The sequence below is a fragment of the Streptomyces sp. NPDC007917 genome (assembly GCF_042959105.1).
Lineage (GTDB): Bacteria > Actinomycetota > Actinomycetes > Streptomycetales > Streptomycetaceae > Streptomyces.
This window is the reverse complement of sequence record NZ_JBIBKK010000013.1, coordinates 150,310-174,413: the sequence shown is the minus strand read 5'-3', so window position 1 is coordinate 174,413 and position 24,104 is coordinate 150,310. Positions and strand designations below refer to the sequence as shown.

Below are 24,104 nucleotides of genomic sequence, written 5' to 3'. Positions count from 1 at the left end.
CCGGGGGTGACGGACCCCGATCCGGCAGACTGGCCGGATGCGCATCGAACTCGCCACCGCCCCCGGTGACCCCCGTGTCCCCAACGAGGACTACGCGTCAGTAGCGTTGCCCGCGTCAGGTCAGGGCGGGGCGCTGGTGGTACTGGACGGGGTGACGCCGCCCGAGGAGGACTACGGCTGCGCCCACGGCGTGCCCTGGTTCACCGCCCGGCTGGGCGGGGCGCTGCTCGAACTGTCCGGATCGCGCCGCGATATGCCGCTGGCGGACTGCCTCTCCCGTGCGATCGAACGAACGGCCGAGGCACATGGCTCAGAATGTGACCTTTCTCACGTTAGAACGCCTCAGGCGACGGTCGTGGCGGTGCGGTGGGACGCGGAGCGGGTCGAGCATCTGGTGCTCTCCGACTCCGCGCTGCTGATCGAGCACACGGACGGAACGGTCACGCCCGTGCTCGACGACCGCATCGACCAGCTGGTCGCCGCGGGGCGCCGGCCCCTGGCCCCGCTGCGCAACGTCGAGGGGGGCTTCTTCACCGCCGCCGCCGACCCGGCGGTCTCCCGCAGGGCCGTGACCGGCGCTTCCCCGCGCGCGGGGATACGGGCGGTGGCGGCGCTCACCGACGGAGCGGCGCGGTGGGTGGAGGTGTTCCACGAGGGCGACTGGGCCGAGTGCTTCGCGCTGCTGAGGAAGGAGGGCCCGCAGTCGCTGATCGACCGGGTGCGGGCGGCGGAGGACGCCGACCCGGAGCGCATCGCGTTCCGGCGCGGCAAGGCGCATGACGACGCGGCGGTCGTCTTCGCGGAGTTCTAGGGGAGCTCCAGGAGCCGGTTCGCGGCGTTCCGGGGGCCGGTTCGCGGAGCTCCAGAGATCGGTTGGCGGCGTTCCGGGGGCCGACACCCCGACCGTCCCCCGCACATCCCCCGAATGCCGCACCCGCGTCGCCGGATCGGCGGACCTTGCCGATCCTGACGTACATGAGAGCCCTACACCTGTGGCGAAGCTGTGCCCTGCCCGGGCTCGTCGGTGACCTGCACCGAGTTCAGCCGGTGCAGCAGCCGGGCGAGTTCGGCCACCTCGCTGCGCTCCCACGCCGCGAGGCGGCGGGCATACCGCGCCCTGCGGGCTCCTCGCACCCGACGGAACCGGGCACGCCCCTCATCCGTCAACTGAACCAGGAAGGCCCTGCCGTCGGCGGGGTCGGGGGCCCGGGCCACCAGCCCGAGGTCCTCCAGCGCCCGCAGTTGGCGGCTCATCGTCGCCTTGCCGACACCGAAGTAGGCCGCGAGATCCGTGGCCCGCTGCTGACCGGCGTCTTCCAGCCGCATCAGCAGTCCATACGCGGCGGATTCCAGCTCAGGGTGGACTTCCCGGGCCAATTCGCCCGAAGAGGCGCGGGCGCGGCGAAGGAAAACCGCCAATTCGCGCTCCAGAGCCAGGAATGCATGGTCTACACCAATTCCGCCCATGGTGCGTCCCTCACCCCCCTCGGGGGGCATTGCCCCGTTGTCGTGCACGTCAGAGCCCTCTCCGGATTTTCACGGCGTGAAATTTTCTTTCGGGCGCGGTCGTCGCCGCAGCTCCGTCAGTATTTCGCAGGATTAGACCAACGGCAGCAACTCAGCCCCCTTCCGCGCCGCGTATCTACGCCCGTAGCGTCCTACCTGACATGGCCATTCCAATGACATGTGCACCTCTCCCCACACGAGGCCCTCGGAGGCACGCCATGCCCAAGCACAGACCTGGTACGACCCGGCGCACCCTGACCGCGGTCATCGGCATTCTCGCCGGTCTCCTCGCGATGAGCTTCACCCTCTCCGGTACGGCTTCGGCCGCCGAGAGCGGAAAGGCCATCCCCCACCCCGAGGACGACTGGGCGGGCTCCCAGATACTCAAGCACGAAGGCGGTTCCACGACCGGTGAGGAGCCGCCCGGGCTGCTCGCCACCGTCGAAGGCGTGGACGTCAGCAGCCACCAGGGCAACGTCGCCTGGTCGACGCTCTGGAACAGCGGGGTCCGCTTCGCCTACGTCAAGGCGACGGAGGGCACCAGCTACACCAACCCGTACTTCTCGCAGCAGTACACCGGGTCGTACAACGTCGGCATGATCCGCGGCTCGTACCACTTCGCCCTGCCGGACAACTCCAGCGGCGCGGCCCAGGCCACGTACTTCGTCAACCACGGCGGTGGCTGGTCGAAGGACGGCAAGACGCTCCCCGGCGCGCTCGACATGGAGTACAACCCCTACGGCGCGACCTGCTACGGCAAGAGCGCGAGCGCGATGGTCAGCTGGATCAAGGACTTCACCACCACGTACAAGTCGCTCACCGGCCGCGACCCGGTGATCTACACGTCGACGAGCTGGTGGAAGAGCTGCACGGGCAACTCCAGCGCCTTCGGCAGCACCAACCCGCTGTGGATCCCGCGCTACGGCTCATCGGTCGGTGAACTCCCGGCGGGCTGGGGCTTCCACACCATCTGGCAGTACACCTCGTCGGGCGCGACGGTCGGCGACCACAACAAGTTCAACGGCGCGATCGACCGGGTCCAGGCCCTCGCCAACGGCTGACCCCCCGCGTCCCACCCTCGGTGCCTCGCCCCCCGGCGCACGGATTCGGCTGTCCGTGCACCGGGGGGCTCAGCCTTTCCGGCCCCCGGAACGCGGACGGCCCGGAACTCCCGTGCGAACGGGAGCCCCGGGCCACCGCACCGGTGGCGTCCGTCACGCCGCCACCGGAACCTCCGGGGCGGCCGGCGCGGCCGCCGGGGTGAGGGCCAGTTCCAGGACGCGGCGGACGTCCGAGACCGGGTGGACGTCGAGCTTGTCCAGGATCTCGGCGGGGACGTCGTCGAGGTCGGGCTCGTTGCGCTTCGGGATGATCACGGTGGTCACCCCGGCCCGGTGCGCCGCCAGCAGCTTCTGCTTGACGCCGCCGATGGGCAGCACCCGCCCGGTCAGCGAGACCTCACCCGTCATCGCCACGTCCGGGCGCACCTGGCGGCCGGAGAGCAGCGAGGCCAGGGCCGTGGTCATCGTGATGCCCGCGCTCGGGCCGTCCTTGGGCACCGCGCCCGCCGGGACGTGCAGGTGGATGCCGCGCTCCTTGAGGTCACCGACCGGGAGCTCCAGCTCCGCGCCGTGCGAGCGCAGGAACGAGAGCGCGATCTGGGCAGACTCCTTCATCACATCGCCCAGCTGGCCGGTGAGGGTCAGCCCCGCGCCGCCCGTCTCCGGGTCGGCCAGCGACGCCTCGACGAACAGCACGTCGCCGCCCGCGCCGGTGACCGCGAGCCCGGTCGCCACGCCCGGCACCGCGGTGCGCCGCTCGGCCGGGTCCTGGGCGGACTCGGGGGTGTGGTGCGGGCGGCCGATCAGCGGCCGCAGCTCGTCGGTGCCGACCGTGAACGGCAGCTCCCGCTCGCCCAGCTCGTGCTGGGCCGCCACCTTGCGCAGCAGCCGCGCGATGGCCCGCTCCAGGGTCCGTACGCCCGCCTCGCGGGTGTACTCCCCGGCCAGCTTGCGCAGCGCGCCCTCCTCCAGCGTCACCTCGCCCGGCTCCAGGCCGGCCCGCTCCAGCTGGCGGGGCAGCAGGTGGTCGCGGGCGATGGTGACCTTCTCGTCCTCGGTGTAGCCGTCCAGGCGCACCAGCTCCATGCGGTCGAGCAGGGCCTCGGGGATGGCCTCCAGGACGTTGGCCGTGGCGAGGAAGACCACGTCGCTCAGGTCGAGTTCGACCTCCAGGTAGTGGTCGCGGAAGGTGTGGTTCTGCGCCGGGTCCAGGACTTCGAGCAGGGCCGCGGCGGGGTCGCCGCGGAAGTCGGAGCCGACCTTGTCGATCTCGTCGAGGAGGACGACCGGGTTCATCGAGCCCGCCTCCTTGATGGCCCGTACGATCCGGCCGGGCAGCGCCCCGACGTACGTACGCCGGTGGCCGCGGATCTCCGCCTCGTCACGGACGCCGCCGAGCGCGACGCGCACGAACTTGCGCCCCATCGCGCGGGCGACCGACTCGCCGAGCGAGGTCTTGCCGACGCCGGGCGGGCCCACCAGGGCCAGCACCGCGCCGCCCCGCCGGCCGCCGACCACGCCCAGGCCCCGGTCGGCGCGGCGCTTGCGCACCGCCAGGTACTCGGTGATCCGCTCCTTGACGTCCTCCAGGCCCGCGTGGTCGGCGTCGAGCACGGACTTGGCGCCGGCGATGTCGTACGCGTCCTCGGTGCGCTCGTTCCAGGGCAGCTCCAGGACGGTGTCCAGCCAGGTGCGGATCCAGCTGCCCTCCGGGCTCTGGTCGGAGGCCCGCTCCAGCTTGTCGACCTCCTTGAGGGCCGCCTCGCGCACCTTCTCGGGAAGGTCGGCGGCCTCCACCCGGGCCCGGTAGTCGTCGGACTCGTCCTCCGGGTCACCGTTGAGCTCGGCCAGCTCCTTGCGGACCGCCTCCAGCTGCCGCCGCAGCAGGAACTCGCGCTGCTGCTTGTCGACGCCCTCCTGGACGTCCTTGGCGATCGACTCGGCGACATCCTGCTCGGCGAGGTGTTCGCTCAGCCAGCCCACGGCCAGCTTCAGCCGCGCCACCGGGTCGGCCGTCTCCAGCAGCTCCACGCGCTGCTGGACGGACAGGAACGGCGAGTAGCCGGAGTTGTCGGCCAGCTGGCCGACGTCGTCGATCTGCTGCACCCGGTCCACGACCTGCCAGGCGCCGCGCTTGCGCAGCCAGCTGGTGGCCAGCGCCTTGTACTCCTTGACCAGCTCGGTGACGGCACCGGGCAGCGGGTCGGGAACGATCTCCTCGACCTGGGTGCCCTCCACCCACAGAGCGGCCCCGGGGCCGGTCGTCCCCGCGCCTATGCGCACCCGGCGCACACCGCGGATGAGCGCGCCCGGGTCGCCGTCGGAGAGCCGGCCCACCTGCTCGACCGTGCCGAGCGTGCCCATGCCCGCGTACGTCCCGTCGACGCGCGGCACGAGCAGGACGCGCGGCTTGCCGCCGCCGCTGCCGCTTGATCGGGCGGCGGCCTGGGCGGCCTCCACCGCCGCTCGTACCTCGGTGTCGGACAGGTCCAGCGGCACCACCATGCCGGGCAGCACCACCTCGTCGTCGAGGGGCAGCACGGGCAGGGTGAGCGGTGTGGACGTCGAAGCCATGATCTCCCCTTCGGCAGGCAAGTTGAGCTATGCAGACTCAATGCACGAAGGCCCGCCGATGTTCCCGGCCTCTTGTTCGCTCTGAGCGATCACCGTCCCGCGGTGCGTCGGTGCGTCAGTGCGTCGCTGTGTCGCGGAAGGTGAACCGCCGTCCCCTCGGTAAGCGATAGAGGGGCGTGAAACTGTTCCGCCCCATGGGGCCAGACCGGAGCGACGGGGAGTTGCTGCGAGCCGTCGCGCGGGGAGACGCGCGGGCGCTCGCCGCGCTCTACGACCGGCACGCGGGCTGGCTGCACGCGCGCCTCACGCGCCGCTGCCAGGACCCCGAGACCGTGGGCGAGGTCCTGCAGGACACCTTCGTGACGGCCTGGCGCACCGCCGGCGCGCACCGCGGCGGCGAGGCGGGCGGCTGGCTGTGGACCATCGCGGCCCGCCGCCTCGTCGACGCCCAGCGCGCCGCCGCCCGCGCCGCCCGGGCCGATGCCGCCCACGCCCGCCACCAGCCGGACCCGGCCCGCGCCACGGCACCCTCCGCGGAGGAGCGGGCACTCGACGCGCTGGAGTACGGGGACGTCGGCACCGCCCTCGACCGCCTCTCCCCCGAACTGCGCGCCGTCCTGCGCGCCACGGTCGTCGACGGGCTCACCACCCGCGAGGCCGCGCAGTTCCTCGGCATCCCCGAAGGCACCGTCAAAACCCGCGCCCAACGCGCCCGCAGAGAACTCCGCGCCGCCCTGACCGGGCTGCGCACCACACCCCCGCACCTCCTGGACGCTCTCGGAGGCACCGCATGACGCTCCGGCGACTGATCAAGCGCGGCGGCCCCACCGCCGCCTGGCACGTGACGCCCGCGCACGCGGCGTCGTACGCCGACGGCTCGCTGCCGGAGACCGACGCGTGGTCGGTCGAGAAGCACGTCGAGTCCTGTGCCGGCTGCGCGGAGCGCGTCTCGGCCGCGGTCCGCGCGGGCGCGGCAGCGCCCGCGCTGGCGGACATCCGGGCGGCGGTGCTGGCCTTCGCGGAGGCGGACGGCGCCGGAGCCGGGGCCCGGCACCTGGCGCCGGGCGTGTCGCGCCCGTCCCCGACGCCCGATACCGCGCCCGTGGAAACCGCGGCGGCCCGGCACGCCGAGCGAACCGCTCCCCCGGGCGCCGCGGCCGGGGCGTCGAAGTCGGCTGCGGACGCTCCCGGCGCCCGGGCGAGCGCCCGGCCCATCGCCGCCCGCGCGTCCGCCGACACGGCCCCGGGGACGAACCTCGCCCCCGCGCGCCCGGCCGCCGGGGCCCAGGCCCCGGGCCTGACCCCCTCCCCCACAACGCAGGCCGACACGCCCGCCGCGCGAGAAGCCGCCGGCGCGGGCGGTGCCCCCGCGCGGCGGTGGGGCGCGGTCCGGGGCGCATGCGCGTGGACGGTGTGGGCCGCGGGGCCCGCGCTGCGCGGGCCCTGGCTGGTCGCGCTGCTCGTGACGGGCTTGATCGCGGCCGGGGCCGCGCGGGCCGCGGGGGTCTCCGGAGTGCGGCCGCTGTTGCTGGCGCTCGCGCCCGTACTGCCGTCCGCCGGGGTGGCGGTCTCGTATGGGCGGCACGCCGACCCGATGCATGAGCTGGCCGCGTCCACGCCGTCCGGCGGGCTGCGGCTGCTGCTGACCCGTACGGCGGCCGTGCTCGCCGCGTCCGTGCCGCTGCTGACCCTCGCCGGGCAACTGCTGCCCGCGGCCGCCGGGGCGCCCGCCGCGTCCGCCTGGCTGTTGCCGGGGCTCGCGCTCACGCTCGCCGCGCTCGCCCTCGCCTCGTACGTCGGCTGCCGGATCGCCACCGGGGCGGTCGGCGCGGGCTGGCTGCTGGCGGTGGGCGCCCCGGCGCTCCTCGCGGCCCCGGGCCAGGGCGAGCACGGCTCGCTCGCCGACGCCCTGACCGACTCCCTCACCGCCGTCCTGTCCGGCCCCGCCGCCCAGAGCTGCTGGGCCGCGGCGGCGGCCGTCTGCGCGGGGCTGCTGGCCCTGCGCCGTACCTCCTTCGACCACCTGGAGCGCATTTGAACAGCGCCGTCTCCGTCTCTGTCCCTGTCGCTGTCCATGGATTGACGGTCCGGCACCGCAGGACCACCGCCCTGAACGCCGTCGACCTCGCCTTCGGCACCGGCGTCCACGGTCTGCTCGGCCCCAACGGCGCGGGCAAGACCTCCCTGATCCGCGTGCTCGCGACGGTCGCGCCGCCGACCGCCGGGCGGGTGGAACTGCTCGGCGGCGATGTCTCGGCGCCCGCGCACCGCACCGCCGTGCGCCGCCGGCTCGGCTATCTGCCGCAGGAGTTCGGCTACTACCCGGGCTTCACGGTGCGCGAGTTCGTCGCCTACATGGCCTGGCTGAAGGAGACACCGCGCGCCGCCGCCCCCGCCGCGGTCGAGCGCGCCGTCGCGCGGGTGGGCCTCGCCGACCGCATCGACGCGAAGGTCCGTACGCTCTCGGGGGGCATGGTGCGGCGCGTCGGCATCGCGCAGGCGATCGTCAACGACCCGGACCTGCTGCTCCTCGACGAGCCGACGGCCGGTCTCGACCCGGAGCAGCGGGTGGACTTCCGGGCGCTGCTGCGGGAGCTGGGCCGCGACGCGACAGTGATCGTCTCCACCCATCTGGTCGAGGACGTCGCCGCGGCGTGCACGGAGGTCACGCTCATCGGCGCGGGCCGGGTCGCCTACCGCGGCACGCCGCGCGCCCTGGCCGCACTCGGCGCGGAGGCGGGGGCGGAGGACTTCGGCGACAATCCGATCGAGCGTGGCTACGCCGTGGCGCTGCGCCGCCAGCGGTCCGGTGCGGGCGCCACCGCCGGATGGGGGACGACCCGATGAGCCGGGCCCCGGCACACGCCCCGCGTACCGCGCGCGCCGCGCACCCCCTGCGCGCCGAGCTCCGCCGCGGCATCGGGCTGCCCGCCGGCGCCGCCGTGCTGGCCGCCCTGTTGCTCGCCATGTACAACAAGTCCGACGCCTGGCTGGTCGGCTGGCCGGACACCACCAACATGCTGCGCACGGCGGGGCTGCTGGTCGGCGCCCCGCTCGCGGCCGCGGCCGCGTGCTGGCAGGGCGGGCGGGAGCGCCGACGGGGTACGGAGGAGCTTCTGGCCACGGCCGCGCGCCCCCACCTCCGGCGGACCCTGCTGGCCGCAGCGCCCGCCATCCTGTGGCCGGTGGCCGGATATCTGCTCACGGCCGCCGTGTGCCTGTCGGTGACCTGGCAGTACGCAAGCTACGGCAGCCCGTACGTTTCGCTGATCGCGGCCGACGCGACGGCGATCGCCGCGATCGCCGCGCTGGGGTTCCTCGCCGGCCGGCTCGTCCCGTGGCGGCTGGCCCCGCCCGTCGTGGCGCTGATCGTCTACGGCGCCGAGCTCTATATCGACATTCAGGACTCGCCCGTGGCCTGGCTCAGCCCTGGTAAGGAGCACATCAACTCCTGGGACCGGCCGGTGTGGTGGTTCGGCCCCGCCTCGATGGTGTGGATGGCCGGGCTGGCGGCGGCCGGACTGCTGGCCTACGCCACCCGCCGCCGCGCCCGCGCGCTGGCGCTCGCGCCGCTCGCCGCCGCGGCCACCGCGGCCGTCCTGCTCGTGCAGACGGGCGAGGGCGTATGGCGCCCGGACCCGGCGAGCACAGCGCTGGTCTGCGACGACGGCGCGCCCCGCGTCTGCGTGACGCGGGCGCACAGCAGGATGCTGCCGGACGCGTCCGCGGCGCTGGCCGGGCTGACGGCGAAGCTGCGCACCGTACCGAACGCGCCCACCCGCATCGTCGAGGCCTTGGACGACAGCGAGGTGCGGCGCACCGACGCCGCGCTGTCCAGCTTGGAGTACTACTTCCGGCGCAACCGGATCGTCGATCCGGAGATGTTCGCGGCCAACGCCGCCCTCGGCGCCACGGCGCCGTCCTGCCCGGGCGTCTCGGACGAGGACCGCTACAACGACCTCAGCGAGGCCGTGGCCGAGTGGCTGGCGCCCATGCCCCGGCCCGAGCCGCCCATCGGCCAGGACGCGCCGGGCTTCACCCGCGATCTGGAGCGGCTGAAGGCCATGCCCGACCGCGAGCGCACGCGCTGGCTCGGCAGCTACTTCGCCGCCGTGCGCTCCTGCCGGCTGGAGCAGGTGACTGCCCCGTGAGCCCCGTGAACTCGAACCTGCTGCTGTACGCGCGCTCGCGCGCCCTGCCCATGACCATCGCCGTCCTGATCGCCGCCGCGCCCGCCACCGCCTGGCTCGCGGATTGGACCGTGGCCCACTCCGACCTCGGCCCGCGGGCCCGGCTGCCCGTCGTCGTCCTCGCGCCGATGCTGGTCTCGGCCGCGATCGGGGCGAGCCTGTACACCCACAGCGAAGAGCTGGACCGGACCGCCGTACGCCCCTGGTGGCCGCGGCGCGCCTGTCAGCTGCTGCTGCTCACGGCGGTGGCGGCGGCGCTGCTCGGGCTGGCCGTCCCGGGCGAGGCGCGGGGGTACGGGGCGTACGCCATGACCCGCAACGTCCTGGGCGCCGTAGGGGTCTCCGCCCTGGCCGCCGCGCTCATCGGCGCCCGGCTGAGCTGGCTGCCGATGCTGGTGCACACCGGCGCGGTCTACTTCACCGCGCCGGCCGAGGAGGGTGGTCCCGGCGCGGTCTGGGCCTGGTCTGTCCAGCCGGGGCCGCAGCCGGCGGCGTGGTGGACGGCCGTGGCGCTGTTCGCCGCGGGCACCTGCCTCTACGCGCTGCGCGGCGCCCGCCCGGAGGGCACCGGCTCACGCCGCTGAGCGACCCGCCGCACGTACGGCCGGCACAGGACGCCGATCGCCAGGGCGAGCAGGTGGCCCCAGTCGGTGAGCGGATCGGCGAACTCCACGAGGTCCAGGACGAGCACCAGCGTGATCCCGCCGAGCAGCGTCCAGCGCAGCCGGGGCCCCAGCAGCCCGGCGAGCGCGCCGGTGCACGCGAGCAGCCCGTAGCTGATGCCGTAGTCGAGCCGCCGCAGCGAGCTGTCCGGCAGGTGCCCGACGGCGACCGCGGCGGCCACGGGCAGCTCGGTCATCAGCGTCGCCAGCACGTGCCCGAGCAGGAACACCCCGGCGGTCCGCAGGCCGCCCAGCCGCCGCTCCAGCGCGCCGACCACGACGAGGAAGGCGAGGAGGTACGGCGTCAGCACCCCGCCCGCGACCCACCCCGCGCTGGCGACCAGCACCAGCACCGGCCGATCGGCGAGGTTCACGACGTCGGTGCTGGAGTGGGTCAGGACGTCGTGCACGAGGTCCGGGTCCGCGAGCCGGGCGAACAGCCCGGTGACGACCAGGACCAGGGCGTAACCGACCGTGAACGGTGCCCGCCCCGGACCGGACACCACCCGCGCCGCCCGCACGGCACGCCCGGCCCACCCGAGCCGGGCGCCGGCGGCGGGGCGACTGGCGGGTAGGGCTCGTACGGCCCGGCCCTCACGCACGGCGGTGCTCGCAGGCCCGCCGCCGTCCGCCACGGCGGCGCCGGGCGCCACCCGCACGGCACGAGCCACGGAGTCGGCCCCGCCGGCGTCTTCGACCGATCCGGCGGGACCGGCGGCCGGACCGGCGGCCAGGCCGGTGCACCCGGGTGGGGCCTTCGCCGGGGAGACGTGGGCGCGGGGGCGGGGGGACAGCTGTGGCGTGGCGGCGTCCGGGGCCGAGGGGCCCGAGTGGGAGGCCGTCGCCGCGCGGCGCGCGGCGGCGCGGCAACGCTTCGCCGGGCGCGCGGCCCGGCGTGGTTCACCGGCCGCCGTACCGGCCGCTCGCGTCTCCGTCACGCCGGGGCTCCTTCCTCGTGCCGCCCCCGCCGCTCCCCTGGCCTTTTCATCACAACAACGGACGGGCCGCACGTCATCTCGCCTGCCCCGCGGTTGTGAACGCCGCCACAGGGCCCGGCCCCAGTGGGTAGATTCGGGCACGGGCGGGCGGCGGAAAGCCCCGCCCCGAAGACCGAGCCCCCGGAAGGACCTCGCCCCGTGCACCCGCCGTACGACAGCGCAGCCGACCTCGACCGCCCCGTGACCCTCGACCGTCGCGAAGGGCCGTACGGCGAGGTGGTGCTACGGCGGCGCGGCGGAGGCGGGCGCGGGGGCGCGACCGACCCGGCAGGCGACCCGACCGCAGGCGGCCCGGCCGCCGAAGACCCGGCCGCCACATCACCCGTCTTCGAGATCATCGCCAACGGGTGCTTTCTGATGGACACCTCCGACGGCCGCTCCGAGCGCCTTCTGATCCGCGCCGCGCTGAGCGCGCTGCCCGCCGGCCGGCAGGCGCCCGCGCTGCTGATCGGCGGCCTGGGCGTCGGGTTCTCGCTGGCCGAGGCAGCGGCCGAGCCGCGGTGGGGCCGGATCGTGGTGGTGGAGCGCGAGGAGGCGGTCGTCGACTGGCACCGCCGCGGCCCGCTGCGGCGGATCTCCGCAGCGGCGCTCGCCGATCCGCGTACCGAGGTCATCAGGGCCGATCTGGTCGCCCACCTCCACTCGGGCGCGGCATCCGGGCAGCCCTACGACGCGCTCTGCCTGGACATCGACAACGGCCCCGACTGGACGGTCACCGAGGACAACGACAGCCTCTACTCCCCCTCCGGCCTCGCCGCCTGCCGGGCCCGTCTCACCCCGGGCGGGGTGCTCGCCGTGTGGTCCGCCCAGCCCTCGTCCGCCTTCGAGGAGGCTCTCCGGAATGCCGGTTTCACGGGGGTGCGAACCGAAGAGATCAGTGTTGCCCGAGGTGTCCCGGACGTGGTTCACCTCGCGATTCGAGGCGCGTAGCCGAGCCGCGTAGGCTGCCTTTACGCTGCTTGCCAGCGCGCGCGGCCGGGCAATTGACCAGCCGGGAGCCGCGGTTTCACGGAACAAAGCAGGGGCGGGCGCATGGAGCAGACTCACAGCAGCCACAACGGGGCCGCCACGACCACCCCGGGAGCACAGCGCCGGGTCCTGGTCGTCGAGGACGATCCGACCATAGTGGACGCCATCGCGGCCCGGCTGCGTGCCGAGGGGTTCCAGGTGCAGACGGCCGGGGACGGGCCGGCGGCCGTCGACACGGCCGAGGCGTGGCAGCCGGACCTGTTGGTGCTCGACGTGATGCTGCCGGGGTTCGACGGCCTGGAGGTCTGCCGCCGGGTGCAGGCCAGGCGCCCGGTGCCGGTGCTGATGCTGACCGCGCGCGACGACGAGACCGACATGCTGGTGGGGCTGGGCGTCGGCGCCGACGACTACATGACCAAGCCGTTCTCCATGCGCGAACTGGCCGCCCGGGTGCATGTGCTGCTCAGACGCGTCGAGCGGGCGGCGCTGGCCGCGCACACCCCGCGCAGCGGCATTCTGCGCCTGGGTGAGCTGGAGATCGACCACGCGCAGCGCCGGGTGCGGGTGCGCGGCGCGGATGTGCACCTCACCCCGACCGAGTTCGATCTGCTGGTCTGTCTGGCCAACACGCCGCGCGCGGTGCTCTCCCGGGAGCAGCTGCTGGCGGAGGTCTGGGACTGGGCGGACGCCTCGGGCACCCGGACCGTGGACAGCCACATCAAGGCGTTGCGCCGGAAGATCGGCGCGGAGCGGATCCGTACGGTGCACGGCGTGGGCTACGCCCTGGAGACCCCGGCGGCATGAGGCCTTCGGGCCGCCGGACGGCCGTCTGGAGCCGCGAGGTCTGGCGTCGCGAGGTCTGGCGCCGCGAGGCCTGGCGCCGCACCTGGCACGAGACCTGGCGCGCCGCCTGGGGCCGCCAGTGGGACCGGCTGTGGGAGGCCCTGAAGCCCTTCGATCCGTACCGGTCGGTGAAGGCCGCGCTCGGCGCGCTGGTCATCGGCTCGGTCATCATCACCACGCTGCTGGTCTTCGCGGCGATGCACTCGGACACCGAGCTGCGCGTCATCACCATCTTCTCGATCATCGCCTCCCTGCTGATCACCCAGTTCGTGGCGCACGGCCTGACCGCCCCGCTGGACGAGATGACCGAGGTCACCCGGGCGATGGCGCACGGCGACTACACCCGACGGGTGAGCGCCGCCCAGCGGGGGGACGAGTTCGGCGCCCTGGCCACCTCCTTCAACCGGATGGCCGCCGACCTGGAGGCGGTGGACACCCAGCGCAAGGAGATGGTCGCGAACGTCTCCCATGAGCTGCGCACCCCGATCGCGGCGCTACGCGCGGTCCTGGAGAACGTCGTGGACGGGGTCTCGGAGGCCGACCCGGAGACGATGCGCGTCGCGCTGCGCCAGACCGAGCGGCTGGGCCGGCTGGTCGAGCAGCTGCTCGACCTGTCCCGGCTGGACAAGGGCGTGGTGCCGCTGTACGCGCGGCGCTTCGAGGTCTGGCCGTATCTGGCCGGGATCCTCAAGGAGGCCAGCATGGCCAAGAGCGCGTACGCGGACGGCAGCTCGGGCTCGCACGCCCGCAAGGACGTCCATCTCAACCTGGACGTCTTCCCGTCCGATCTGGCCGCGCACGCCGATGTGGAGCGGCTTCACCAGGTCGTGGCGAATCTGATCGACAACGCCGTGAAGCACTCCCCCGCGCACGGCCGGGTCACCGTACGGGCGCGGCGCGGCGAGGGCCCGGAGAGCCTGGAGCTGGAGGTCCTGGACGAGGGCCCGGGAATCCCGGAGGCCGAGCGCCACCGGGTCTTCGAGCGTTTCAACCGGGGCGGCCCGTCCGCGCAGGGCGGAAAGCCGGGGGCGCCGCTCGGGCCGGGGCAGGGCAGCGACGGCGGTACGGGGCTGGGGCTCGCCATCGCGCGGTGGGCGGTGGATCTGCACGGGGGGCGGATCGGCGTGGCCGAGTCCCCCCGGGGCTGCCGGATCAAGGTCAGCCTGCCGGGGAACCACTCCAAAGAGCAGCGGGACCACTGACTGATCAGCTCCACAGGTCTCCGGCAGGTCTCCAGCAGGTCTCTGGCGGATCTCCGGCCGATCTCTGGCAGATCTCCTAGACGAACCCGGACCCCACAGAGATCAAAATTGACGTAAAGTCGTCAGCGAAGGCGCACAGACGTCGTCGGTCGCGCACATCCGAGCGGGTGTGGGCGCGTTTTTGCGTTCCCATCGCACGCCAGAACCAGCGGTGATTCCCGCCACCTCAGGCCCCGAAACCAGCCGATCAATGTGACTTGCGCGACGATGACCAGTGCGGCCTGCACGTAAGGGGCCGAGAGGCGTAGCCTTTATTCCCGCTGTCCACCACCTTAGGAAGCGGAAGAGGGCGGTTGCCGCCGTGTCGCCACAGTCCCCCAACAGTTCGAGCGTCTCGACCGACCAGCAGGACGGTCAGGGGAGTAACCCTGCCGCCGCGTTCGGCCCCAACGAGTGGCTCGTCGACGAGATCTACCAGCAGTACCTCCAGGACCCGAACTCGGTCGACCGAGCCTGGTGGGACTTCTTCGCCGACTACAAGCCGGGCCAGGACACCGGCTCCGCGGTGGCCGAGTCCGCGACGGCCCCACCGGCCCCGGCCGCTGCGGGGGCGGCCGGTACCGGAGCCGCCGCGCCGGCCCCGGTGAGCAACGGCGCCGCGCCGGCCCCGGCGAAGCCCGCCGCCCCGGCCGCGCCGCCCGCCGCCCAGCAGGCCGCCCCGGCCCCGGCGAAGCCCGCGGCCCCGGCCGCCGCCGCTCCGGCCAAGGCCACGCCCGCCGCGAAGGCGGCGCCGGCCAAGGCCGCCGAGCCGGCCGCCCCGGGCGCCGGTCCCGAGTACGTCACGCTGCGCGGCCCCTCCGCCGCCGTCGCGAAGAACATGAACGCCAGCCTCGAGCTGCCGACGGCCACCTCCGTGCGCGCCGTCCCGGTCAAGCTGCTGTTCGACAACCGCATCGTCATCAACAACCACCTCAAGCGCGCCCGCGGCGGCAAGGTGTCCTTCACGCACCTGATCGGCTACGCCATGGTGCAGGCGCTGAAGGCGATGCCCTCGATGAACTACTCGTTCACCGAGAAGGACGGCAAGCCGACCCTGGTCAAGCCCGAGCACGTCAACCTCGGCCTCGCCATCGACCTGGTCAAGCCCAACGGCGACCGCCAGCTCGTCGTCGCGGCGATCAAGAAGGCCGAGACGCTGAACTTCTTCGAGTTCTGGCAGGCCTACGAGGACATCGTCCGCCGCGCCCGCGCGAACAAGCTGACGATGGAGGACTTCACCGGCGTCACGGCCTCCCTCACCAACCCGGGCGGCATCGGCACCGTGCACTCCGTGCCGCGGCTGATGCCCGGACAGGGTCTGATCATCGGCGTCGGCGCCATGGAGTACCCGGCCGAGTTCCAGGGCACGTCTCAGGACACCCTGAACAAGCTGGGCATCTCCAAGATCATGACGCTGACCAGCACCTATGACCACCGGGTGATCCAGGGCGCCGCCTCCGGCGAGTTCCTGCGGATCATGAGCCAGCTGCTGCTCGGCGAGAACGACTTCTACGACGAGATCTTCAAGGCGCTGCGGATCCCGTACGAGCCGGTCCGCTGGCTGCGCGACATCGACGTCTCCCACGACGACGACGTCACCAAGGCCGCGCGCGTCTTCGACCTGATCCACTCCTACCGGGTCCGCGGCCACGTCATGGCCGACACCGACCCGCTGGAGTACCGCCAGCGCAAGCACCCCGACCTGGACATCATCGAGCACGGCCTCACCCTGTGGGACCTGGAGCGCGAGTTCGCGGTCGGCGGCTTCGCCGGCAAGACGATGATGAACCTGCGCGACATCCTGGGCGTGCTGCGCGACTCGTACTGCCGCACCACCGGCATCGAGTTCATGCACATCCAGGACCCGAAGCAGCGCAAGTGGATCCAGGACCGCGTGGAGCGCCCGCACGCCAAGCCGGAGCGCGAGGAGCAGCTGCGGATCCTGCGCCGGCTCAACGCGGCCGAGGCGTTCGAGACCTTCCTGCAGACGAAGTACGTCGGTCAGAAGCGCTTCTCGCTGGAGGGCGGCGAGTCCGTCATCCCGCTGCTCGACGCGGTGCTGGACGCGGCCGCCGAGTCGCGCCTGGACGAGGTCGTCATCGGCATGGCCCACCGCGGCCGCCTCAACGTCCTCGCCAACATCGTCGGCAAGTCGTACGCGCAGATCTTCCGCGAGTTCGAGGGCAACCTCGACCCGAAGTCGATGCACGGCTCCGGTGACGTGAAGTACCACCTGGGCGCCGACGGCACCTTCACCGGCCTGGACGGCGAGCAGATCAAGGTCTCGCTGACCGCCAACCCCTCCCACCTGGAGGCGGTGGACCCGGTCCTGGAGGGCGTGGTCCGCGCCAAGCAGGACATCATCGGCAAGGCCGGCACCGACTTCACCGTCCTGCCCGTCGCCCTGCACGGCGACGCCGCCTTCGCGGGCCAGGGCGTCGTGGCCGAGACCCTGAACATGTCGCAGCTGCGCGGCTACCGCACCGGCGGCACCGTGCACATCGTCATCAACAACCAGGTCGGCTTCACCGCCGCCCCGGCCGCGTCCCGCTCCTCGATGTACGCCACGGACGTCGCGCGCATGATCGAGGCGCCGATCTTCCACGTCAACGGCGACGACCCGGAGGCCGTGGTGCGCGTCGCGCGCCTCGCCTTCGAGTTCCGCCAGGCGTTCAACAAGGACGTGGTCATCGACCTCATCTGCTACCGCCGCCGCGGTCACAACGAGACCGACAACCCCGGCTTCACCCAGCCGCTGATGTACGACCTGATCGACAAGAAGCGCTCGGTGCGCAAGCTCTACACCGAGTCGCTGATCGGTCGCGGCGACATCACCCTGGAAGAGGCCGAGCAGGCGCTGCAGGACTTCCAGGGCCAGCTGGAGAAGGTCTTCACCGAGGTCCGCGACGCCACCTCGCACCCGGCCCCGACCGAGGTCCCCGAGCCCCAGGCGGAGTTCCCGGTGGCGGTCTCCACGGCCGTCAGCCAGGAGGTCGTCAAGCGGATCGCCGAGTCCCAGGTCAACATCCCCGACCGGATCACCGTCCACCCGCGGCTGTACCCGCAGCTCCAGCGGCGCGCGGCGATGATCGAGGACGACACGATCGACTGGGGCATGGGCGAGACCCTGGCCATCGGCTCGCTGCTGATGGAGGGCACCCCCGTCCGCCTGGCCGGCCAGGACTCCCGCCGCGGCACCTTCGGCCAGCGCCACGCGGTGCTGGTGGACCGGGAGACCGGCGAGGACTACACCCCGCTGCTCTACCTCAGCGAGGAGCAGGCCCGCTACAACGTCTACGACTCGCTGCTCAGCGAGTACGCGGCGATGGGCTTCGAGTACGGCTACTCGCTGGCCCGGCCGGACGCGCTGGTCATGTGGGAGGCCCAGTTCGGTGACTTCGTCAACGGCGCACAGACGATCGTCGACGAGTTCATCAGCTCGGCCGAGCAGAAGTGGGGCCAGACCTCCGGCGTCACGCTGCTGCTCCCGCACGGCTACGAGGGCCAGGGCCCGGACCACTCCTCGGCCCGTATCGAGCGCTTCCTCCAGCTGTGCGCGCAGAACAACATGACGGTCGCCGTGCCGACGCTGCCGTCGAACTACTTCCACCTGCTGCGCTGGCAGGTCCACAACCCGCACCACAAGCCGCTGGTCGTCTTCACCCCGAAGTCGATGCTGCGTCTGAAGGCGGCGGCCTCCAAGACCGAGGAGTTCCTGAACGGCTCCTTCCGCCCGGTCATCGGCGACGAGACGGTCGACCCGGCCGCCGTCCGCAAGGTCGTCTTCTGCTCCGGCAAGGTCTACTACGACCTGGCCGCCGAGCGGGACAAGCGCGGTGTGACGGACACGGCCATCATCCGGCTGGAGCGGCTGTACCCGCTGCCGGGCGCCGAGCTGCAGGCCGAGATCGCCAAGTACTCCGGCGTCCAGAAGTTCGTGTGGGCGCAGGAGGAGCCGGCGAACCAGGGTGCGTGGCCGTTCATCGCGCTCAACCTGATCGACCACCTGGAGCTCTCGGTGGGCGCGGACCTGCCGGCCTCCGAGCGGCTCGTCCGGGTGTCCCGGCCGCACTCCTCCTCGCCGGCGGTGGGGTCGAACAAGCGGCACCAGACGGAGCAGCAGGTGCTGGTCAACGAGGTCTTCGAGATCTGACCTGCCCTGAGGCCGTAGCTGTACGGAAGGCCCGGCTCCCGCGCGACGCGGGGGCCGGGCCTTCCGGCTGTTCAGACGAGCAACGGCTCGAAGTTCCACAAGACGCGGGCGGGTCCCAGGAGGCGGTGCTCCGTCCCGAAGACGTCCGCCAGGTCATCAACGGCCGCCCGCTCGATCGCCCACGCCTCTTCCCGTCCGCCCTTGATCTCCCTCAGGTCGGCGGCGAGCGCCAGCCGCGCCACCAGGGTCAGCGGATGCCGCTGCCCCAGCACCCGCTCGGCCCGCAGCGCGGCCTCCCGGCTCAGCGCACAGGCGTCCGTCCTGTCCCCCACGATCTGGTGGGCGGCGGCGGTGTTGACGGCGATGCCCAGCGTCCAGGGGTGGTCCTCGCCGAGTGCGGCGGTCATCTCGGTCAGGGCCTTCTCCAGCACCGTGCGCGCCGGTTCGTCCTCGCCCTGCTCCAGCAGCACGAGCCCGTTGTTCGCCGCTGCCCCGCTGGCGTACGGGTGCCGATCTCCCAGGGTCACCCGGTAGGCATCCGTGACGAAGTCCCCCACCTCCCTCGCCTGTTCGAGGCGACCCCTCCGCCTCAGCGCACACGAGTAGTGGGAGGCGATCATCAGGGACAGCGGTGCGGTCTCACCCAGCAGCCGTACCGCGCGATCCAGCGTCACGGCGGCAGGGAATCCCCGCCTTCAGGTGGGGAGGGAACTCGACCCTGAGACCGACGGCGCGAAGCGCCGCCGCATCGCAGCAAAAACGCCCATCGGGCAGGTGCATTTGCCTTGGAATTCCAGCGTAGCTATGTCAGCCAACTGTAGTATGGGAAAAGCAGACTTAGGCAGATAAAGGGGGTGGGCCAAATGATCCGCGCGTACAAGTTCCTGATGCGGCCCACCGCCCGGCAGGGCCAGGCGCTCACCGAGATGCTGCGGGATCACTGCTCGCTATACAACGGAGCGCTGGAGGAGCGCCGCACCGCATACAGACACTGCGGCGTGACCGTGAGATACGGGCAGCAGTCCGCGCAGCTCAAGGACATCCGTGCGTTCGACCCGGAGCGACAGGGCCGCTGGTCTTTCTCATCCCAGCAGGCGACGCTGCGCCGCCTCGACAAGGCGATGCAGGCATTCTTCCGCCGCGTCAAGGCCGGTGAGAAACCCGGATACCCACGCTTCAAGGGCGCAGGTCACTTCGACACGGTGGAGTTTCCCAGGGACGGGGACGGCTGCCGCTGGGACAGTACACCGCACGATCCGGTGACCCGCGTACGGTTCCAAGGCGTCGGACACGTACGGGTCCACCAGCACCGGCCGGTAGTGGGCAAGGTCAAAACGATCAGCATCAAGCGCGAAGGCAGCCGCTGGTATGTGGTTCTGACCGCCGAACACAACCAGCCCCAGCGGCTGCCCGCGACCGGATCCGTGGTCGGTATCGACATGGGCATCGCCCACTTCCTCGCCGACTCACATGGCGGGTTTGTTCCCAACCCCCGGCACGGCAGGAAGGCCACCGCGAAACTGGAAGCCGCGCAGCAGGCCCTCAGCCGGTGCAAGCGCGGCTCACAGCGCCGCCGCAAGGCCGTGCACAAGGTCGCCGCCCTCCACCGCACGACGCGACGGCAACGGCTCGACCACGCGCACAAAACGGCGCTCGGTCTGATCCGGCAGCACGACGTCATCGCCCACGAAGACCTCAAGATCCGCAACATGAGCAAAGCTCCTGCGCCGCGCCCGAACGGGGACGGCTCGTACGCTCCGAACGGGGCGGCGGCCAAGGCGCAGCTGAACCGTTCGATCGCTGACGCCGGTTGGGGGGTGTTCCTCGCGATCCTGAGCGCCAAGGCTGAGAGTGCCGGACGGGAAGTGTTAGCGGTGGACCCCCGCAACACCTCCCGGACGTGTCCCGAGTGCGGGCACGCCGCGAAGGAGAACCGGCCCACCCAGGAGAAGTTCCACTGCGTCGCCTGCGGCCACACCGCGCACGCCGACACAGTCGGGGCGCTCAACGTCTTACGGGCCGGGCTGGCCCGTCGCGAAGCCCAACCGGCATAGCGAGAAGCCGCCCCGTTTCAGGGGTGGAGGAGTCACCTCCGCGATCCGCTGTTTCCGCGCCTGCAACGCCTCCGCGCGCACCTCGGCCTGCTGGCGCCGGCGGTCGGCGTCGGCGAGCTGGTCACGCAGGTTCTGCAGCTCCCAGCCGGACCTGTTGGTGGCCTGCAACGCCCGCCGTTGCAGGCCGTGCACATGGGTGATGACCTCGGGCGAGGACGGCCGCCCGGTGGCCTTGGCGGCGTGGGTCAGCAGCGTGTCCACGAACTCGGCCGGGGCGACCACGGTCCCGTTCAGATACCTGGACACGGTGCCCGGGTCGAGGTGCATCCGCAGCGCGAACACCCGCAGGGAGAGCGTCCGCCACCCCGACCGCTCGCTCAGGCCGCGGCTCGTTGTCTCCTGCTCTTCCGGAACAGCAGCAGGCCCCAGACCACCAGGAGCACACCGCCGCCGACCGCGCCGAGGCCGATCGCCAGCATCTCCGTCTCCATCGGCGGATGGGCGATCTTGCTGGTGCCGGTGGGCGACGCGAAGTGCTTGTTGCTCCCCTTGTACGGCTTCGGCGCGGTGTCGATCTTCGGCGGGTTGGCCGCCGCGCGCACCGCGGCCGCGGCGTTGATCTGGCCGGCACCGACGAACGCGTTGTGCCCGCCTGCCGGATGGTCGGCCGTGCGCATCAGGATCGCGCGGGTCTGCGCCGGGGTCAGGTCCGGGTTCTTCGACAGCATCAGCGCGGTGACACCGGCGGCGAGCGCCGTGGCCGGGGAGGTGCCGTTGATCCGGCGGTAGCCGCCGTTCTTGTCGGCGCTGGTGATGTCGACGCCGGGGGCGGCGATGGTGTTGTGGGTGCGCACCGTGGAGAAGTCGGCGCGCTGCCCGCCGGGCTTGGTCGCGGCGACGGAGATCACCTCCGCGTATCCGGCGGGGAAATTGCCGTCGTTCAGCTCATCGCCGCTGTTGCCCGCGGCGGCCAGTACGGTGACGCCCTTTTGCACAGCGCGGGCTATGGCCGACACCTCGGTGCCGTCCAGGTCGCCGAAGAGGCCTCCGCCGAGGGACATCGAGATCACGTCGGCGTTGTTCTCCACCGCGAAATCGATGCCCTTCGCGAGCGGAGTGACGCCGTCCTTCAGGCGCTCGAACTTCACTTCATCACTGTCGTTGATCACCCGAGCGGTGATGATCTTGGCCTTCGGTGCGACCTTGAGAACGTCCGAGACCATGGCGGTGCCGTGCTCGCCGTATCCTTCGTCGCCCGACTTGAGGCCGTCGGAGTCGTAGAAATCGGGGCCGACCTTGGTCACCCGGCCCTTGAGCGCCGGGTGGTCGGGGTTGATGCCGCTGTCCAGCACCGCCACGGTCACCCCCTCGCCCTGGGTGGCCCGGTGCGCCGCGGGCAGGCCGAGGGCGGCCGACTCCCAGCCGGCCGGGGCGTTCTCAGCGGCTGCGGCGGGGACCGCGCCCCAGGAGAGAGCCGCGCCCATCAGGACCGTCAGGACGGCACCGGTGACGGCGGTGTTGCGTATGGATATGGATCGGGTGCTCACCGCGGGTCTCCCATCTGGATGCGGTCGATATGGGCGCGGAAGAGACCGACGAGGTCTTCGGCGTTGGCATGCCAGGACTCGAGATCGGTGTCGTTGCCGCCGTAATCACCCCACTCGCCGGGCAGAACACCCGCGACGTGGCCGTCCACGGAGCCGATACTGGCAGCCAGGACGTACGGCAGGTTCTCGCCGTACGCCGCGGTGACGTAGGCGCCGTTGCGGTCCTTCCACTTGGCGGCCAGGGTGCCGGGCACCGCGTACGGGGCGACCGCGCCCTCGGTTTCCCGCTTGTCCTCGTAGGCCGTGACGACCTTCTCCTTCGGTCCCCCCTCGCCCGAGCCCTCGGGCAGCACCACGAGCGCGACCGTGGCGACCATGTTCCCGGTGGTGTCGACATACGTGGCGCGCAGGACCGCCTTGCAGCCGTTGTCCTTGGCAGCCTTCAGCGTGACGCGCGTGAGGCCCTTGTCGCAGTCGGTCTCCGGTGAGATCCCCACGCGGTTCCACAACGCTTGCTTACGGTCGTAGAGCCCACCGTTGTAGCCACCACGGCCGCCGAGCGTGGCCGGGAAGACCTTGTCCACCGGTTCGTCACGCCACAGCACGTTGCCGTATGCGTAGTTCGGCAGCTCCTGCTGGTAGTTGCTGTACGTGTGCGCGGTGAGCGCGCCGCCGCCGATGATCAGCAGCACTCCGAAGACAGCGAGGAACGAACCCAGCACCTTTCGGCCCCCGCCACCTCCGGAAGCCCCGCTCGGTGGGGGCTGCGGCGGCCAGGGAGCCTGCCCGGGAGGCGGGACAGCGACGCCAGGGGGCGGCACGGCCGCACCCGGTGGCGGCACCGGTGCACCCGGGGGCGGGACGGCTGCGCCCGGGGGCGGTGTGGGCGGCATCGGCGGCTGCTGAGGATACGGATACGGACTCGGGTACGGATTCGCATTTGGATTCGGATTCGGACTGCCCGGGGTGACGGGCGGCGGGTAGGACATCTGGACTCCCAATCCCCCCATAAAGACTTTCTGATGGGAGCGGCCGCCCTCCCCTAGCTGCGGAAATGCTCAGCTCACCAGCCCGGCCGCGACGTTCCCGGCGAGGATACGTCAGCCGGTTGCGGCCGGGGGCGTTGCCCCTGGCCCTCGCCGGACAGAGGACCGTTCAACCGCTTCGCGTGGGCACCCCCGGCAGCTCGCGATGTGAGCGGCTGGATCGCTGGATCCCTGAATCAATTCGACCGGGCTGTGACATGCTGCGCCGCCTTCCGCAAGGCTGCGACCACGGGCTTGTCACGGTCTTCTGCGCGCCAGACGAGCGCTGTCCAGCAGGGGGTCAGGTCGGTCACCTCGGCGTAGGCGACGCCGTGCCGCTGATAGAGCCATCGGGACGGCTCAGGGGGGAACATGACCCCCTCGCCGAAGGCGATGGCGGTCAGGGCGGGCTCCCACTCGGTGGTCTCATGGGCGGTGAAGCGCACCGCGGTTCCGTCGGGGCGGGGGTCGACAGACCAGAAATCCCGCCAGGCCTTGGGAATCCTGGGCGACCAGCCGATAACGGGCCGATCGGACAACTGGTGGAGGCTCAGCGGTCCCTGGCCGGCGAGGGGATCGCGGTCGGGCATGCACACGATGCGGGGCATGGTGGCCAGACGGTGGCTCTGCACTCCCGCCGGTACGGGCGGGAAGACGAAGGCCGCGTCCACGACGCCTTTGAGGAGGGCCTCGGCCCAGTCGCCGAACCCCATGCGGAGCACTTCGATCGCGAGGTCGGGCCACGCGGCTTGCAACTCGTCAAAGATGGCGGGAATCGGCGGGATGGACGTGGTGGCCTCCAAGGAGCCGATCACCACCCGGCCGGCGACGGCACGCTTCTGCTCGTCGGCCGCCTGCCGCAGCCGGTCCGCCGCCTCCACCACGGCCCGAATCTCCGCCACCAGGGCCTGCCCCGCCGGCGTCAGGCCGGCCGTCCGGGTGCCGCGATCGACCAGCGTCAACCCCAAGCGGCGCTCCAACGCCCGGATCTGCTGCGAGAACGCCGGCTGCGTCATGAACGCCCGCTGCGCGGCCCGGCCGAAGTGCAACTCCTCGGCCACCAGGAGGAACAAGCGCAGCTGATGCGTGCTCGGATCCCCCGGTCGACCCGTCCCTCGATCGCCTTGTACCCCTGCCCCCGTCATACGGGAAAGTGTATCAACGAACGCGAAAGTCATATCACAATTCGCTTTGCCGTGAACTGATAATCGAGCAACATGGTTTTCAGGAACGACCGGAAAGCGCGCGCTCCTCATGCGCACTCAAAAGCAGAGCCACACG

General features: G+C 72.2%; 20 protein-coding genes. 12 read left to right on the top strand and 8 right to left on the bottom strand.

Annotation, left to right across the window (positions count from 1 at the left end; all coding sequences use genetic code 11):
• The first annotated feature begins 37 nt into the window (after positions 1-37).
• Positions 38-811: a protein phosphatase 2C domain-containing protein gene (locus ACFZDL_RS26110; protein WP_353592577.1), complete on the top strand. Its 774-nt coding sequence runs from the start codon at positions 38-40 to the stop codon at positions 809-811.
• Positions 812-984: 173 nt separating this feature from the next.
• Here ACFZDL_RS26110 and ACFZDL_RS26105 read toward each other — a convergent pair whose 3' ends face one another.
• Complete coding sequence (locus ACFZDL_RS26105) at positions 985-1,467, bottom strand: MarR family transcriptional regulator (protein ID WP_353592576.1); 483 nt, start codon at positions 1,465-1,467, stop codon at positions 985-987.
• Positions 1,468-1,724: 257 nt separating this feature from the next.
• Between ACFZDL_RS26105 and ACFZDL_RS26100 the strand changes: the two genes are divergently transcribed.
• Positions 1,725-2,567, top strand: coding sequence for a lysozyme (locus ACFZDL_RS26100; RefSeq protein ID WP_353592575.1), 843 nt, complete (start codon positions 1,725-1,727; stop codon positions 2,565-2,567).
• A gap of 153 nt (positions 2,568-2,720) precedes the next feature.
• On the opposite strand, the gene lon is transcribed toward ACFZDL_RS26100, so the two are convergent.
• Positions 2,721-5,141, bottom strand: a complete 2,421-nt coding sequence (gene lon, locus ACFZDL_RS26095; RefSeq protein WP_353592574.1) for an endopeptidase La — start codon at positions 5,139-5,141, stop codon at positions 2,721-2,723.
• 194 nt (positions 5,142-5,335) lie between these two features.
• Here lon and ACFZDL_RS26090 point away from each other — a divergent pair, with 194 nt between their 5' ends.
• The 5 genes from ACFZDL_RS26090 to ACFZDL_RS26070 are packed head-to-tail and all read left to right on the top strand — an operon-like array spanning position 5,336 to position 9,915.
• Positions 5,336-5,935, top strand: a complete 600-nt coding sequence (locus ACFZDL_RS26090; RefSeq protein ID WP_353592573.1) for an RNA polymerase sigma factor — start codon at positions 5,336-5,338, stop codon at positions 5,933-5,935.
• A complete protein-coding gene (locus tag ACFZDL_RS26085) occupies positions 5,932-7,179 on the top strand; it encodes a zf-HC2 domain-containing protein (RefSeq protein ID WP_353592572.1) in 1,248 nt (415 codons plus the stop codon). The genes ACFZDL_RS26090 and ACFZDL_RS26085 overlap by 4 nt, the downstream gene beginning before the upstream one ends.
• A 41-nt stretch (positions 7,180-7,220) precedes the next feature.
• Positions 7,221-7,988 carry an ATP-binding cassette domain-containing protein gene (locus tag ACFZDL_RS26080; protein ID WP_353592571.1) on the top strand — a complete coding sequence of 256 codons (768 nt, stop codon included), beginning with the start codon at positions 7,221-7,223 and terminating at the stop codon, positions 7,986-7,988.
• The gene (locus ACFZDL_RS26075; protein ID WP_353592570.1) at positions 7,985-9,292 is read left to right on the top strand and encodes a hypothetical protein; all 1,308 of its coding nucleotides are present in this window, start codon (positions 7,985-7,987) and stop codon (positions 9,290-9,292) included. Before ACFZDL_RS26080 ends, ACFZDL_RS26075 begins: the two co-directional genes overlap by 4 nt.
• Before the next feature lie 5 nt (positions 9,293-9,297).
• Positions 9,298-9,915, top strand: coding sequence for a hypothetical protein (locus ACFZDL_RS26070; RefSeq protein WP_353592672.1), 618 nt, complete (start codon positions 9,298-9,300; stop codon positions 9,913-9,915).
• Here the strand turns inward: ACFZDL_RS26070 and ACFZDL_RS26065 are convergent.
• Positions 9,867-10,931, bottom strand: coding sequence for a rhomboid-like protein (locus ACFZDL_RS26065; RefSeq protein WP_353592569.1), 1,065 nt, complete (start codon positions 10,929-10,931; stop codon positions 9,867-9,869). The genes ACFZDL_RS26070 and ACFZDL_RS26065 overlap by 49 nt on opposite strands.
• 198 nt (positions 10,932-11,129) lie before the next feature.
• Between ACFZDL_RS26065 and ACFZDL_RS26060 the strand changes: the two genes are divergently transcribed.
• The 4 genes from ACFZDL_RS26060 (at position 11,130) to ACFZDL_RS26045 (ending at position 18,197) form a co-directional block, all read left to right on the top strand.
• Positions 11,130-11,921 carry a spermidine synthase gene (locus tag ACFZDL_RS26060; protein ID WP_353592568.1) on the top strand — a complete coding sequence of 264 codons (792 nt, stop codon included), beginning with the start codon at positions 11,130-11,132 and terminating at the stop codon, positions 11,919-11,921.
• 102 nt (positions 11,922-12,023) lie between these two features.
• Positions 12,024-12,764, top strand: a complete 741-nt coding sequence (locus ACFZDL_RS26055) for a response regulator transcription factor (protein WP_353592567.1) — start codon at positions 12,024-12,026, stop codon at positions 12,762-12,764.
• A complete protein-coding gene (locus ACFZDL_RS26050) occupies positions 12,761-14,005 on the top strand; it encodes a HAMP domain-containing sensor histidine kinase (RefSeq protein ID WP_353592566.1) in 1,245 nt (414 codons plus the stop codon). The genes ACFZDL_RS26055 and ACFZDL_RS26050 overlap by 4 nt, the downstream gene beginning before the upstream one ends.
• Before the next feature lie 361 nt (positions 14,006-14,366).
• Positions 14,367-18,197, top strand: coding sequence for a multifunctional oxoglutarate decarboxylase/oxoglutarate dehydrogenase thiamine pyrophosphate-binding subunit/dihydrolipoyllysine-residue succinyltransferase subunit (locus ACFZDL_RS26045; protein ID WP_353592565.1), 3,831 nt, complete (start codon positions 14,367-14,369; stop codon positions 18,195-18,197).
• A 71-nt stretch (positions 18,198-18,268) separates the two neighbouring features.
• Here ACFZDL_RS26045 and ACFZDL_RS26040 read toward each other — a convergent pair whose 3' ends face one another.
• Complete coding sequence (locus tag ACFZDL_RS26040) at positions 18,269-18,871, bottom strand: tetratricopeptide repeat protein (protein ID WP_353592564.1); 603 nt, start codon at positions 18,869-18,871, stop codon at positions 18,269-18,271.
• 189 nt (positions 18,872-19,060) lie between these two features.
• Between ACFZDL_RS26040 and ACFZDL_RS26035 the strand changes: the two genes are divergently transcribed.
• A complete protein-coding gene (locus ACFZDL_RS26035) occupies positions 19,061-20,251 on the top strand; it encodes a transposase (protein ID WP_353592563.1) in 1,191 nt (396 codons plus the stop codon).
• Here the strand turns inward: ACFZDL_RS26035 and ACFZDL_RS26030 are convergent.
• From ACFZDL_RS26030 to ACFZDL_RS26015, 4 genes are all read right to left on the bottom strand, one after another.
• Positions 20,210-20,557 (bottom strand): hypothetical protein, encoded by a 348-nt coding sequence (locus ACFZDL_RS26030; RefSeq protein WP_391192469.1) that lies wholly within the window; start codon positions 20,555-20,557, stop codon positions 20,210-20,212. The two genes, ACFZDL_RS26035 and ACFZDL_RS26030, sit on opposite strands and share 42 nt — an antisense overlap.
• Before the next feature lie 71 nt (positions 20,558-20,628).
• A complete protein-coding gene (locus ACFZDL_RS26025) occupies positions 20,629-21,798 on the bottom strand; it encodes a S8 family serine peptidase (protein WP_353592561.1) in 1,170 nt (389 codons plus the stop codon).
• Positions 21,795-22,520 (bottom strand): hypothetical protein, encoded by a 726-nt coding sequence (locus ACFZDL_RS26020; protein ID WP_353592560.1) that lies wholly within the window; start codon positions 22,518-22,520, stop codon positions 21,795-21,797. Before ACFZDL_RS26020 ends, ACFZDL_RS26025 begins: the two co-directional genes overlap by 4 nt.
• A gap of 500 nt (positions 22,521-23,020) precedes the next feature.
• The gene (locus tag ACFZDL_RS26015) at positions 23,021-23,896 is read right to left on the bottom strand and encodes a LysR family transcriptional regulator (RefSeq protein WP_353592559.1); all 876 of its coding nucleotides are present in this window, start codon (positions 23,894-23,896) and stop codon (positions 23,021-23,023) included.
• Between the last annotated feature and the right edge of the window lie 208 nt (positions 23,897-24,104).